This window comes from Streptomyces sp. NPDC029138 (genome assembly GCF_055564375.1).
In genome coordinates, this window is sequence record NZ_JBVHWM010000030.1 from 87,644 (window position 1) to 101,880 (window position 14,237).

A 14,237-nucleotide genomic window follows, 5' to 3' on the forward strand; every position below is an offset into this window, starting at 1 on the left:
GTGGGGGGTGGCTGAGCCCGTCGTGTGTCCGCGGGCCGCGGCGGGCTGGTCGCGCAGTTCCCCGCGCCCCTGGGGAACTGCTGTGCCGTCGGCCGGCAGTGCCGCGCCGCGCCGTCGTGCCGCCGGGCCCTCGTCCACCCGCCCAGCCGTGCCGCCGGGCCGGCCCCACCCCCGGCAGCGGCGCTCGCACCGCCCTAGCTGCGGTCAGCCACGCCCCTGGGGCGGTCCCCACCCGGCAGCGGCCGTCATGCCGCCTTAGCTGTGGGCTGCCGGGCCGGCGGGCCTGCGCCGACTCGCCGGAGCTGCGGGCAGTTATGTCGCTGGGGCGGTCCCCACCCGGCAGCGGCCGTCATGTCGCCGGAGCTGCGGGCTGCCGGGCTGCCGGGCCTGCGCCCACTCGCCCTAGCTGCGGGCAGTCGTGTCGGCGGGCCTGTGTCCACCCGCCCTAGCCGCGGGCAGTCGTGTCGCTGGGGCGGTGCGGGTGGGCGCGGCGGCACCCCGCGGGCGCCCGCGGGCGAAACCCGTCCCGGCCAGGCACAGCACTGGGCAACTCCCAGCTCGCCGGGTTGCGAAGCCGCGGCCGAAAGAACCTCCGCACTCGAAACCCCCGTGCCCCCAATGACCGCCCCCGCCACAATGACCAGGTGCGGTACAGAATCCTGGGCGTAACCCAAGCAGCGGACGACCAGGGCACCCCCGTACCCATCGGCGGCCAACGCCTCCGCACCCTCCTCGCCGCCCTGGCCCTCCGCCCCGGCCGCACCACCACCCCCGACACCCTCATCGACGAGATCTGGGCGGACGACCCACCGCAGGACGCCCCCGCCGCCCTCCAGGCCCTCGTCGGCCGCCTCCGCCGTACCCTCGGCCGGCACACCATCGCCTCCACCCCGGGCGGCTACCGCCTCGAAGCGACCGAGGAGGACGTGGACCTCCACGTCTTCGCACGCCTCACCCACACCGGCACCCAGGCCCTCACCGCAGGCGACCCGGCCACCGCCCACCGCACCCTCACCCAGGCCCTCGCCCTCTGGCACGGCCCGGCCCTCGCCGACCTCCCCGACCGCACCGCCGCCACCCGCACCGAGGCCCTGCACCTGGAGGCGACCCGCGCCCGCGCCGCCGCGACCCTGGCCCTCGGCCGCGCCCAGGAGGCTGTACCGGAGCTGCGGGAACTGACCACCGCCCACCCGTACGACGAGCCCCTGCACGCCCTGCTCATCCGCGCCCTGCGCGACTCGGGCCGCCCGGCCGACGCCCTCGCCGCCTACGAGTCCGCCCGCCGCACCCTCGCCGACTCCCTCGGCACCGACCCGGGCCCGGAACTCCAGGCCCTGCACTCCTCGTTGCTGAAGCAGGAGTCCGTGGACGCCCCCGAGCCCCCGGGCACTCCCGAGTTCCCGGCGCACCCGGCGCGTCCGCCACACCCCGCGCCCCCGCAACGCCCCGAACGCACCGGCAATCTCCGCCCCCGTCTGACCTCCTTCGTCGGGCGGGAACCAGAACTTGAGGCCATTCGTTCCGACTTGCACAGGGCCCGCCTGGTCACGCTCACCGGACCGGGCGGCTCGGGAAAGACCCGCCTCGCCGAGGAGGCCGCCGCACCGCTCCCCTCGGCCTGGCTGGTCGAGCTGGCCCCGCTCGACCGGCCGGAGGCGGTGCCCGGCGCGGTGGTCAGCGCGCTCGGTCTGCGCGAGACCGTGCTGCTGACCAACGAGCTGGCGACCCCGCAGGCCGACCCCACGGCTCTGCTGATCGAGTACTGCGCCCCGCGCGGCCAACTCCTGATCCTTGACAACTGCGAGCATGTCATCGGCGCGGCAGCCGCCCTCGCCGAGACCCTCCTCACCCACTGCCCGGGGCTCACGATCCTCGCGACCAGCCGTGAACCCCTGGGCGTCCCCGGTGAGTCGGTGCGCCCGGTCGAGCCCCTCGTCCCGGAGCAGGCGCACCGCCTCTTCGCCGAGCGCGCGAAGGCCGTCCGTCCCGACGCCGACGCCGTGCTCGGTGACACCGAGGCCGTGGCGGAGATCTGCCGCCGTCTGGACGGACTGCCGCTGGCCATCGAGCTGGCCGCGGCCCGGCTCCGGCTGCTGACCCCGCGGCAGATCGCCGACCGCCTGGACGACCGCTTCCGCCTGCTCACCTCCGGAAGCCGCACGGTCCTGCCCCGCCAGCAGACCCTGCGCGCGGTCGTCGACTGGTCCTGGGAGCTGCTGGACGAGCGGGAGCGGACGGTCCTGCGCGAGGTGTCGGTGTTCGCCGGCGGCTGGGACCTCGCGGCGGCCGAGGCCGTGTGCACCGGCCCGGCGGCGGACCTGATCGGCGCGCTGGTCGACAAGTCCCTGGTGGTGGCCGCCCCGCACGACCCGGACGGCACCGGCTCCGCGACCGGCGCCGGCATGCGGTACCGCATGCTGGAAACCATTCACGAGTACGCCACCGAGCGCGCGGCCGAGGTCCCCGGGCTGCGCGCGGCGGCCGAGCGACGCCACCGCGCGTGGGTGCGGGCGCTGGTGGAGGAGGCCGAGCCGCGGCTGCGGTCGGCGGCCCAGCTCCCCTGGATCGCCCGCCTGGAGACCGAGCTGGACAACATCCGCGCGGCCCTGGACCGTGCCCTCCGCGCGGGCGACGAGGCGGAGGCGGGCGCCATCGTCCTGGCCACCGGCTGGTTCTGGTGGCTGCGCAACCACCGCCAGGAGGCGGTGGCCTGGGTGCGGCGGGTGCTCCGCCTGGGCGTCGCCCTGGACACCCTGCCCGAGGGTGCGCCGGCCGACGAGGTGAGGGCATGGGCGGAGACCGTCGACCCGGTGGGCGCCTTCCTCGCCGCCCCCGACGGCGAGGCCGGGCATCCGCTGCGCGAGCTGCGGATGGACCTGCGCATGCTCGACCTGTTCCTGACCGCCGAGTCGGGCACGGAGAACCTCGCGGCCGACGAGCGGGCCCAGGAGTACCTCGCGCGCGTGCGGGCGGCCTACGAGCGCGGCGGCTCCCAGGCCGCCCGGCTCCCGGGCATCGTCTGGCCGCTGACCTCCTACTACCTCGGCGGCCCGACGGACATCCGCCCGCAGATGACGGAGTGCGTCGCCAACTGCCGCCGCTACGGCGGCGACTGGGAACTCGGGGTCGCCCTGATGTACCGCGCCCATGTGACGGTCGACTCCCCGGGCAACTTGCGGGGCGTCGACGAGGACCTGGCCGAGCTGCGGACCCTCAGCAGGCGCGTCGGCGACCGCTGGATGCGGGCACAGGTGTCCAGCGCGGCCGGCGAGGCGGCCATGGCCCGGGGCAGGTACCGCGAGGCGCGCGGCGAGTACGAGGAGGCGCTGCGGCTCGCCTACGAGGTGGGCGCCCACGCCGAGTCACCGTTCCTGATCGCCCGGCTCGCCGAGATCTCCTACCGCTCCGGCGACCGGGAGGCCGCGCTGGCCGCCCTGGACGAGGCGGGAACGGCCGCCGACCGGTACGCGGTACCGGAGTCCCGGGCCTTCGTGCTGCTCCTGCGCGCCCACATCGCCCTGCACGACAACCAGCCCGCACACGCCCGCGAGCTGTACGAGGCGACCTGCGCGGTGATACGGGACGGCACCCCGCCCCCGCAGTTCGTGGCGGCCCAGCGGATGGTCGAGGCGCTGCTCGCGGCCGACGAGTCGGGGCCCGCGCACGGCGTGCCGATCATGGCGGAGGCCCTGCGGGAGGCCGTGGAGCACCAGTGCGCCGAGTCGATCACGGCCGGTCTGGTGGACGTGGCGGCCGGTCTGCTGGCCCGGCTCGGAGATCTGCCGGGCGCGCTGCGGCTGTTCGCCGCCGCGGACCACTGGCGCGACGGCCTGGACCGGCCCGAGCCGGAGCGCGGCGAGGCCGCCCGGGTGCGGGCAGGGGCCCGCGCGGCCCTCCCGGCCGGCCGCTACGCCGCCGAGTGCGCCCGGGGTGCCTCCTTCGGCGTGGCGGATGTCCTGCGCGAGCTGGGCGCCGCGACGGTGTCCGGCGAGGGACCCGGGGGCGGCCCGGCTACCGGCAGGTGAACCGGGATTCCGCCCAGTCCGCCAGCGCCGCCCGGTCGAAGGCGTTGCTGTGCGGTTCCACGACGAGCCGTACGGTCGTGCGCCCGGTGAGGTCCACGTGGACGGGGACGGCCGGATCACGGCCCTTGACCATGCCGGACCGCCACTGCCGGACCCCGTCGGCGTAGACGGAGAAGGAGACCTTGCCGAGGCCGAGCGTCATGTCGTCCACGCCGGCCAGCGCGTCGTACGCGGTGCACTGTCGGTTGAGGGCGATGGTGACGGAGGACTCGCCGTGGACGGTGACCCCGCGCGCGTACCGCTTGCCGCCGACGGACACGCCGTACCGCTGCCACACCCAGCTGCTCTCGCCGAGCGCGATCTCGGGCCGGGTGCCGTCGCCGACGACGTCGAAGCGCAGCTCGCTCAGCTCGTACACGGTGGGTGCGGGCGGCGGAGCGGGCGGCGGGGTCGGCTCGGGCCGCGGCCGCGGTTTCGGCGGAGGGGTGGGGGTCGGCGTCGGGGTGGGCTCGGGGGCCGGTTTCGGCGGTGGTGTCGGGGCGGGCGTGTGCGTGGGCGTCGGCATCCGCGCCGGTTCGGGAGCGAGGACGACGGGCTTCGGCGCAGGCTTGTTTGTAGGCGGTGCGGGCGCGGGCGGCTCGGGCCGCACGACGGGTGCGGACGCGGACGGGGAGGGGGACGGGGCCGGCTGGGCGACCTCCTTCGCCGGACGGCTGTCGTTCACCAGGGCCAGCGCGACCGCGGCGGCGGCCACCGCGACCACACCGGCCGCGATACCGGCCTTCACCGGCGCCCCGAGCCCCTCGGAGGCGGCGGCCCCGCCGCCCGCACCGCTCGCCCCGCCGGACGAGCCACCGGCCGCGGCCGCGGTGCCGGCCGCCCCGACCCCGGCGCCGCCGGCCACGATCCCGAGGGCCTTGGCGTACCCGGCGGCTCCGAACCAGCCGATGACCGCGACCGGGACGACACCCGGGATACCGCTCGCGACCTCTTCGATCTGCGCCGCGGCCAGCCGGCACTTGGCGCACTCCTCCAGGTGTTTGCGCAGGCCCCGCTCGGCGCGGACGCGCAGCTTGCGGCGGGCGTAGCTGCCGAGCTGGTCGGCGTAGCGGGCGCACTCCTCGTCGTGGGCGAGGGCGGCGCTGACGTGTGCCTGGAGATAGGCCTGCTTGAGCCCCTCGCGCGCGCGGCTGGCGAGCACCCGGGTGCCGTTGGCGTCCAGCCCGAACAGGACGGCCACCTCGCTCGGGGACTCGTCCTCCACCTCGGTGTGCCACAGCACGGCCTGCCAGCGCTCGGGCAGCGAGCGGAAGGCCCGCATGGCCATGGACTGCTCGGCCTCGTGCAACGCGCGCACGTCGGCGCCGAGACCGAGGCCCGCTCCGGAGGAGCCGATGAACGCACTGTCGCCGTCGGCCTCCGGGACCCGGGTGGCCTGCTGGGCGAAGAGGGCGAAGTCGTCGACGAGTTGCTCCCGCCGGGCGGACTTGGTCCAGCGCGCGGCGACGCGGCGGACGGACGTCAGCAGATAGGCCCGTACGGCGTGTTCCGGCCCGGAACCGCCCCGCACCGCTTGCAGCATCCGCGCGAAGACCTCGGCGGTGAGGTCTTCGGCGGTGTGCGCGTCCCGGCAGCAGGTGCGGGCATAGCGCCGTACCGCGTCGGCGTGCCGTCGGTACAGCTCCTCGTAGGCGGAGTCGTCACCGCCGCGCATCCGCTGGATCAGCTCACCGTCGGCGGGCGGCATCTCGCGGGGCGGCGGCAGCACGCTTCCCTCACGCTGGGCCGGGACGCTCCCGTCACCGGCCCGGCCGGAGAAAGCCGGCCGCCCGCCCTGGTGCGGCACCTGGGGTGAGGCCAGCTCCCGAGTCTCCGCGTCCCCGTCGTCACCGCGCGACTCGTCCCACCCGTCAACGCCCATCGCGGACAGCCCCCGACCCCGGCTCAGCCCTACCCGTCACGCCTCAGCCTGCCACACGGAACTCCACCGAAGCCCCGCCGCGCACCCCATCCACTCATCCGAGCGCACTTGTCCCCACAGCCCCCCGAACACCGGTCGAACACCCAGCCGTCGAAGTCGACCCTAGGGACGCCCAATAGACAGAGGAGCGCGGTGCGGAGACAGTGAGACACGGTGAGGGGGTGCGAGGAGAAGGGGCAGGGGCAGGGATCAGCGCGGGGTGCCGGGGCACGGGGCCGGTACTACGAGCCACCCGACCCCAACACCAGGGACCATTGGCACCGCAGACACGCGTCGGCCGCGCAGGGCTGACGGGTACCGCCGACGCGTATCGGCCGTGCACCAGGTGACCGGCACCGCCGACACGCATCGGCCGCGCAAGGGTGACCGACACCGCCGACGGCGCATCGATCGCGCAGGGGCGGACCGGAATCCGCCGACGGCGCATCGGCCGCACCGCGGCCACCCGCAGCCGCCGACGGCGGTTCCGCCCCACAGGGGCCACCCGCACCCGACCGCGACAGCCGCACGGGTGGTGCGGGTGGGAAACACAACGCGGCCGGAGGCGAAGCCGAGGCTCGTCTACGGCCGAGACCGCAACCCCTCCAGCAGGATGTCCAGCAACCGCGCTGACGCCGCCGCCTGCTGCGCCGCATCCGGCAACGACGGCGCCGCCGTGGCGATCACCAACAGCACGTCACCCACGGACACGTCGGCCCGCAGCTCACCCGCCGCCCGCGCCCGCTCCACCAACTGCCCGACCACATCGAGCAGCGCCCCGGCGCCGGCGTCATCGGCCACCGCGGCCTCCGCCACGAGCCGCAGCTCACCACTGCCCGGCTGCACCCGCTGCTGAGGCACCCGGGCCTCCTCGGCGGAACCGGCGGAGCCCTCGGTCGACCCCTCGGACCCCACCCTCAGCACCTGCGGCGGCAGCAACCGCCCCGCCCCCGACGCCACAGACGTCCGCAGGAACCGGGACAGCGCCGACCACGGCTCGTCCTCCTGCCCGAGCGCCGCCCGGGCCTGCTCGGTCAGCCGAGCCGTCTCCTCCTCGGCGATCCGCCGGACCAGCACGTCCTTGCTGGGAAAGCGCCGGTACACCGTGCCGACCCCGACCCGGGCCCGCCGCGCCACATCTTCCATCGGCGCGCCGTACCCCAGCTCGCCGAACACCTCACGCGCCGCACGCAGCACGTGCTCCAGATTGCGCTGTGCGTCCACCCGCAGCGGGGTCGTACGCGCCGCGTCCGCGCGTCCGTTGCCCACCGCCGCGCTCATCGCCTTGCCGCCGGGCGCGATGGCGGCTGCCGATGCCCAATGCGTGTCCTGAACATGCATGTGTTTCCCCCGGTAATGACGTCTCCCCCCGGAGACTCCCCGCCACTGAACGCGAGGTGCGCGGAACTGGCATCGGTCCCGACCGGATCCGCCCTTCGCGAACCCGTTCGACCACATTCCCTACACCCCGTCGACACACGAACATAGTTGAGAGGAAGTCAATTCAGAAGGGGCAGGTTCCGCACAGTGCGCCCCTCGATCGGAGTACGGGGCGTGTACGTCCCGATTGCCGCCCTTCGCACCCCATCGCCCGCCCCCGCTGACCTGCCCCCTTTCGTCCTGCGCGGACGCCACCGCCCGCCGTGCGCACAGCCGGCGCCGGTCACACAAATTGCCGGGGCTGTGGACAAACACCAGCGCCGGGTGCGTCATGGGATGGTGAAGGAACGTGCGCGCATTCTGGTTGTCGGCGGCGGCTACGTCGGGATGTACACGGCCCTGCGCCTCCAGCGGAAGCTGAAGGCCGAGCTGAGGAGAGGCGAGGTCGACATCACCGTCGTCACCCCCGATCCCTACATGACGTACCAGCCGTTCCTCCCGGAGGCCGCCGCGGGCTCGATCTCCCCGCGCCATGTCGTCGTTCCGCTGCGCCGCGTCCTGGACCACTGCCACGTCGTCGTCGGCGAGGTCACCTCCATCGACCACGCCGTACGCACCGCCGCCGTCACCACCCTCGCCACCGCCGAGGAGGGCAGAACCGCCGAACTCCTCGGCTACGACGAACTCGTGCTCGCCCCCGGCTCGGTCTCCCGCGCCCTGCCCATCCCCGGCCTCGCCGAGTACGGCATCGGCTTCAAGACCGTCGAAGAGGCCATCGGCCTGCGCAACCACGTCATCGAGCAGATGGACATCGCCTCCTCCACCCGCGACCCGGCCATCCGCGACGCCGCCCTCACCTTCGTGTTCGTCGGCGGCGGCTACGCGGGCGTCGAGGCCCTCGGCGAACTGGAGGACATGGGCCGCTACACCGCGCGGTACTACCACAACCTCCGCCCCGAGGACATGAAGTGGATCCTCGTGGAGGCCACCGACCGCATCCTCCCGGAGGTCGGCCCCGAGATGGGCCGCTACACGGTCACCCAGCTGCGCCGCCGCAACATCCAGGTGCTGCTGAACACCCGCCTGGAGTCCTGCGCCGACCGCGTCGCCGTACTCAGCGACGGCCAGCGCTTCCCGACCCGTACGGTCGTGTGGACGGCCGGCGTCAAACCGCACCCGTTGATCGCCGCCACCGACCTGCCGCGCACCGACCGCGGCCGGCTCCGCTGCACCGCCCAGCTCACCGTCGACGGCACCGAGCACGCCTGGGCCGCCGGTGACGCCGCCGCCGTACCCGACGTCACGGCCACCGAACCCGGTACCGAGACCGCGCCCACCGCCCAGCACGCGGTCCGCCAGGCCAAGGTCCTCGGCGACAACATCGTCCACTCCCTGCGCGGCGAGCCCCTGGAGACGTACGCGCACAAGTACGTCGGCTCGGTCGCCTCCCTCGGCCTGCACAAAGGCGTCGCGCAGGTCTACGGGCGCAAGCTGAAGGGCTACCCTGCGTGGTTCATGCACCGCGTGTACCACCTCAGCAGGGTGCCCACCGTCAACCGCAAGGCCCGGGTGCTCGCCGAATGGACCCTCGCCGGGCTCTTCAAACGGGAGATCGTCTCGCTCGGTTCGCTCGAACATCCCCGAGCGGAGTTCGAACTCGCGACCGGTGGAAAGCCTCCTCACAGCCCCTCCGACGACCCGAAGGGGTCGTCCTGACCGGACTCAGGAACTCCACGGCCCGCCCCGGCGTCTGACGGTTGTCGCCCGCCGCGGCCCGCTCCCTGCCAGACTGCCCTACGACGTCGGACGGGCACCCGCCCGCCCTAGCACCCACGAGGCTTTCCCCAAGTGAACTTCACGCGCTGGAGCGCCCGGCTCCCCGGAACGCAGCGCCGCGCCGCCGCGCGGACCGAGACGGCGGTCTCCCCGGACCGGCGGGGGGAAGGCTCCGTGCCCGCGGCCCGCGCCGAACAGCCCGCCGACGACACACCGCCGGTGCCCGCCGTCGACGAGCTACCCGCGCGTGACGTCCTGGACCGCGTCCCGGCCCTCGTCGCCCTCGTCCACGGCCCCGACCACCGCATCGCCTACGTCAACGACGCCTACGCCACGGCCTTCGGCACCCGCGCCACCGGCGCGGCCGCCCGCGAGGCCCTGCCCGAACTCGCCGAGCTGGGCCTGCTCCCACTGCTCGACCAGGTGCTGCGCAGCGGCAAGCCCCGCACCCTGAAGTCCCGCAAGGCCGTCGACGGCCGCTCGTACACCTTCACCTGCACCCCCGTCGCCGACGCCGGCGACCGCGACGCCGGCGTGCTCGTCTTCGCCACGGACGTCACCGACCACGCCGAGGCCGCCGAGCGCCTGCGGGCCAGCGAGCGACGCCAGCGCGAGACCGCCGTCACCCTCCAGCGCTCCCTGCTCCCGCAGGAGCTGGAACAGCCCGACGACCTGCGCATCGCCGCCACCTACCAGCCCGGCGGCACCGAGGCCGCGGTCGGCGGCGACTGGTACGACGTGATCATCCTCGGCGGCGGCCGGACCGCCCTCGTCATCGGTGACGTCATGGGCCGCGGGGTGCGGGCCGCCGCCGTCATGGGCCAGCTCCGCACGGCCGTCCGCGCCTACGCCCGTCTCGACCTGCCCCCGCACGAGGTCCTGCAACTCCTCGACGGCCTCACCGCCGAGATCGACGCCAACCAGATCGCCACCTGCGTCTACGCCGTCCACGACCCGAACGAGGGCCGCCTGGTGTACGCGTCCGCCGGCCATCTGCCGATCCTGGTCCGCGACGAGAACGGCACGGTCTCGCGCGCCGACGAACCCACCGGACCGCCGCTCGGCACCGGCGGCTGGATGCACTCGTCCGGCTCCATCGCCCTCGGCCCTGGCTCCACGGCCGTCCTCTACACCGACGGCCTGGTCGAACGCCGCGACGCCGACCTGGACGAGGGCATCGCCGCGCTCGCGGGCGCCCTCGCCGGCGCGACCGGCAGCCCCCAGGTCGTCTGCGACCGCCTGGTCCGCTCGGCCGGCGTCACCGCCGACCACGACGACGACGTGGCCGTCCTCGTCCTCCAGCACCCCGCGCGGACGGGCCCCGACGGCGACCTCTTCCGCAACGCGGCCCTCGAACTCCTCGGCGGCGTCGAAGCGGCCCCACGCGCGCGTGCCTTCGCCTCCGGCGTCCTCACCAGCTGGCGCTTCCCCGCCGAACTGCACGACCTCGGCGTCCTCGCCACCAGCGAACTGGTCGCCAACAGCCTCCAGCACGGCACCCCGCCCATGCGACTCCGGCTGCGCCGCACCGACCGCCGCCTCATCGTGGAGGTCACCGACGGCGACGACCACCTGCCGAGGCGGCGCCGCGCCGAGCCCGCCGACGAGTCGGGCCGGGGCATCGCCATCGTGGCGACGATCGCCTCCAACTGGGGCTGCCGCCGCACCCCCGGCGGCGGAAAGGCGGTGTGGTGCGAGTTCGTCCTGCCGAAGGCAAAGCACTGACCGGCCGCAGGAACCGGCAGCGCGGCATCGTGGCCACGCGCCCGCCCGGTGCTAGAAGCTGACCATGGCAGACGGATCCGACGTACCGAGCGACGCGCCCGAGGGCCCCGAGGGCTACGACACCTACCACACCCCGATCATGGCGCCGTTCGCCGGCGAGCTGCTGGACGCCGTGGACCTGCGCCCCGGGGCCACCGTCCTGGACCTCGCCTGCGGCACCGGCTTCACCGCCCGCGCGGCGGCACCGCTGGTGGGCCCCACCGGCCGGGTCTTCGGCGTGGACATCGACGCGGACATGATCCGGGTGGCCCGGGACCGCCACCCCCGCCTCTACCCGGACATCGAGTTCACGGTGGCGTCCGCCGACCGGCTGCCGTACCCCGACGCCACCTTCGACGCGGTCGTCTGCCAGCAGGGCGCCCAGTTCTTCCCCGACCTCGACGCCACCCTCGCCGAAGCGGCCCGCGTCACCCGCCCCGGCGGCCGCTTCGCGGCCACCGTCTGGGCCCCTCTCGACCGCCAGCCCTACTTTCTCGCCCAGCAGCGAGCCGTCGAGGAGTACGGCGGCCCGGAGGCGCCCCGGCACTTCGCGCACCCCTTCTCCCGCACCGCCGAGCAGCTCACCACCGCCCTCCGCACGGCCGGCTACGGCGACACCGCACACCGCGAGGTCACCTTCGGCGTCACCCTGCCCCCGCTGGACGAGTACGTCCCCGCCCACCTGGCCACCCTCTGGGGCGGCCTGATCAGGGAAGCGGGCGGCGAGGAGGCCCTCACCCGGGCGGGCCGACTGGTCCGCGACCAGCTCGCCGACCGCCTGACCGCCGACGGCACGGCGACGCTCCCCTTCACAGCCGTCCTGGTCACGGCGACCCGCTGACCGACACGCCCGGCATACGACGACGGCCGCCACCCGAAGGTGACGGCCGTGACGCACCACAGACTCACGCCTCTGCGGGCACCGGTCCCGTAGACGCCCCGCCCCGGGTGACCACCCGGGTGCCGCGCGCCAGCCAGGGCCGGTCCTGTACGGCGGTGAGCCGCCGCCCCAGCCGCAGCGCCAGGACGGTGATCGCCAGTGAGAACAGCAGGAAGGTCACGATGTACGGCCCGTGCAGCGAGGCCCCGAGCGGACCGCCCACCGCCGGACCGACGGCCAGCGCCAGCTGCTTGACCAGGGCGAACGCCGAGTTGTACTGCCCGGCCATGCCCTCCGGTGCCAGATCGGCGACCAGCGGCGCGACCGTCGGCGACAGCATCGCCTCGCCCAGCCCGAACAGCGCGTACGTCGACACGAACGCGGCCGTGGCCATCTCCTGGCTGCCGTGCCCCAGCCCCGCGTACCCGGCGGCCAGCCAGGCCACGGCCCAGATCAGTCCGACCGCGGCGATGACCCGGGACCGCCGGCGCCGCTCCACGAACTTCAGGACGGCGAACTGCGCGACCACGATCATCAGCGTGTTCGCGGCCAGCGCCGCACCCAGAGCGGACGTGGATATCCCGGCCGCCTCCACGCCGTACGCGCTCAACCCCGACTCGAACTGGCCGTAGCAGGCGAAGAAGAGCACGAAGCCCAGCACGGACAGCTGCACCATCGCCCGGTTCCCGAGCAGCTGCTTCCAGCCCCCCTTCGCCGACCCCGAGGGAGCGTCCGCCAGGCGCGGCGAGTGCGGCATCCGCACGGTCGCCAGCACGCCGACCAGCAGCAGGAACATCGCCGCCTCGATCGCGAACAGCAGCGTGAACGACGACACGTGCGTGGTGTCGACGAGGTGACCGCCTATGAGACCGCCGACGCCCAGCCCCAGGTTCTGGAGGAAGAACTGCGTCGCGAACGCACGCGAGCGCGTGTCCGCCGAGGAGCAGTCCACGATCATCGTCGCCAGCGCCGGCTGCATCACGGCCTGCCCGGCCCCGAGCGCCGCCGCGGACAGCAGCACGGTCGCGGCACTGCCCGCCAGACCGAGGCTCAGCGCGCCCAGAGCGGCGGTCACCAGGGCCGCGAGCAGGACCGGCAGCGGGCCGCGCCGCACGATCGCCCGGCCGGCGAACGGCAGCACGATCAGCGCGGCCACGGCGAAGACGGCGAGCACGAGTCCCGCCGTCATGGCTCCCAGGCCCCGCACCTGCGCCACGTAGACGTACAGGTAGGGGACGGTGAAGCCGAGTCCGAACGCGCTGAGTGCGTTGCCCACGTGGATCCGGCGCATCGCCGCGCCCATCGCCCTGGTCACGTTCACCTCTCTCACTAGTTAGGCCTGAAGACTTCGAAGCTAAACTTCAAGGCTAAAGAGTACATGGTCAAGGACTTCAAGGCAAAGGGGTCCCGTGCGATACTGCGGCCATGGCCGACACCCCCGGCGTCACAGAGCCGACGCTCGAAGAACAGATCGCCGCCTACCAGCGCGAGTTCCGGGACCTGGACCCCCAGGTCGAGAAGATCGTGTCGGCGCTGTCCCGGCTGAACCGCCGGATGAACGTCGCGTACGGCCGTCAGACCGCCGCCCTCGGCATCAGCAACGCCGAGTGGGAGGTCCTCAAGGCGCTGGTCCTCTCCGGCGCCCCGTACCGCATGGGCCCCAGCGAGCTGGCCAAGCGGCTCGGCCTCACCCCGGCCGCCATGACCCACCGGATCGACCGCATGGTCGCCGAGGGACTGGTCACCCGGGAGCGAGACGAGTCCAACCGCGTCCGCGTCATCGTGGAGCTGACCCCCGAGGGCCGCGAGAAGTGGCTGGAGGCGATGCGCCTGGCGACCGTCTTCGAGGAGGACCTGCTCCAGGACCTCACTCCCGCGGAGCGCGCGGTGCTCGGCGAGGTCCTGACCCGGCTGCTGCGCCGGGTGGAACACGCCCAGCCGGATGCCGGCGGCCGACTCACCGACCTGGACTGATCCCGCCATAAAAGATCTTGACGGCAGGGTGTTGACACGCCCCTGCTCGATCCGTAAAGTTCTCCGGGTTGCCGCAGAGCCGTAACGGTTCTTCGGTAGCGCCTCAGCCGCCTTGAGCGGCACCCCTCATACCTTCAGCACGATCACCCGTCCGGGTTGATTTCGGCGTGCCCGAATTCAATTCGAATAGGGACTCGGCGGCCCGATTGGGAATCGCCGGGCGGATCCGCTAAGGTTTGAGACGTCGGAACGGCCCAACGGCCGGGAAGACAACCCCCGCTGACCGGGGATCAGACGCCGAAAGGATCTGATAGAGTCAGAACCGCCGGAAAGGGAAACGCGAGAGCGAGAACCTGGAAAGCACCGAGGAAATCGGATCGAGAAAAGATCTGATAGAGTCGGAAACGCAAGACCGAAGGGAAGCGCCCGGAGGAAAGCCCGAGAGGGTGAGTACAAAGGAAGCGACCGTTCCTTGAGA

8 protein-coding genes are annotated in these 14,237 nt (G+C 73.8%); 5 read left to right on the plus strand and 3 right to left on the minus strand.

Features of this window, described 5'->3' with window-relative positions:
- Nucleotides 1-644 precede the first annotated feature (644 nt).
- Nucleotides 645-4,025, plus strand: coding sequence for an AfsR/SARP family transcriptional regulator (locus tag ACZ4WH_RS23360; RefSeq protein WP_468183342.1), 3,381 nt, complete (start codon nucleotides 645-647; stop codon nucleotides 4,023-4,025).
- On the opposite strand, the gene ACZ4WH_RS23365 is transcribed toward ACZ4WH_RS23360, so the two are convergent.
- Both ACZ4WH_RS23365 and ACZ4WH_RS23370 read right to left on the minus strand, forming a co-directional pair.
- A complete protein-coding gene (locus tag ACZ4WH_RS23365; RefSeq protein ID WP_468183344.1) occupies nucleotides 4,012-5,946 on the minus strand; it encodes a sigma-70 family RNA polymerase sigma factor in 1,935 nt (644 codons plus the stop codon). The two genes, ACZ4WH_RS23360 and ACZ4WH_RS23365, sit on opposite strands and share 14 nt — an antisense overlap.
- Before the next feature lie 621 nt (nucleotides 5,947-6,567).
- Nucleotides 6,568-7,326 (minus strand): TetR/AcrR family transcriptional regulator, encoded by a 759-nt coding sequence (locus ACZ4WH_RS23370; RefSeq protein ID WP_468183346.1) that lies wholly within the window; start codon nucleotides 7,324-7,326, stop codon nucleotides 6,568-6,570.
- Nucleotides 7,327-7,701: 375 nt separating this feature from the next.
- Here ACZ4WH_RS23370 and ACZ4WH_RS23375 point away from each other — a divergent pair, with 375 nt between their 5' ends.
- From ACZ4WH_RS23375 to ACZ4WH_RS23385, 3 genes are all read left to right on the plus strand, one after another.
- Nucleotides 7,702-9,081 carry an NAD(P)/FAD-dependent oxidoreductase gene (locus tag ACZ4WH_RS23375; protein ID WP_468183348.1) on the plus strand — a complete coding sequence of 460 codons (1,380 nt, stop codon included), beginning with the start codon at nucleotides 7,702-7,704 and terminating at the stop codon, nucleotides 9,079-9,081.
- Nucleotides 9,082-9,213: 132 nt separating this feature from the next.
- Complete coding sequence (locus ACZ4WH_RS23380) at nucleotides 9,214-10,866, plus strand: ATP-binding SpoIIE family protein phosphatase (RefSeq protein WP_468183350.1); 1,653 nt, start codon at nucleotides 9,214-9,216, stop codon at nucleotides 10,864-10,866.
- Nucleotides 10,867-10,930: 64 nt separating this feature from the next.
- Nucleotides 10,931-11,746 carry a class I SAM-dependent methyltransferase gene (locus ACZ4WH_RS23385; protein ID WP_468183352.1) on the plus strand — a complete coding sequence of 272 codons (816 nt, stop codon included), beginning with the start codon at nucleotides 10,931-10,933 and terminating at the stop codon, nucleotides 11,744-11,746.
- Between the two features lie 64 nt (nucleotides 11,747-11,810).
- On the opposite strand, the gene ACZ4WH_RS23390 is transcribed toward ACZ4WH_RS23385, so the two are convergent.
- Nucleotides 11,811-13,100 carry an MFS transporter gene (locus ACZ4WH_RS23390; protein WP_468183354.1) on the minus strand — a complete coding sequence of 430 codons (1,290 nt, stop codon included), beginning with the start codon at nucleotides 13,098-13,100 and terminating at the stop codon, nucleotides 11,811-11,813.
- A gap of 110 nt (nucleotides 13,101-13,210) precedes the next feature.
- On the opposite strand from ACZ4WH_RS23390, the gene ACZ4WH_RS23395 reads away from it, so the two are divergent.
- The gene (locus tag ACZ4WH_RS23395; RefSeq protein ID WP_468183356.1) at nucleotides 13,211-13,759 is read left to right on the plus strand and encodes a MarR family winged helix-turn-helix transcriptional regulator; all 549 of its coding nucleotides are present in this window, start codon (nucleotides 13,211-13,213) and stop codon (nucleotides 13,757-13,759) included.
- The last annotated feature ends 478 nt before the right edge of the window (nucleotides 13,760-14,237 follow it).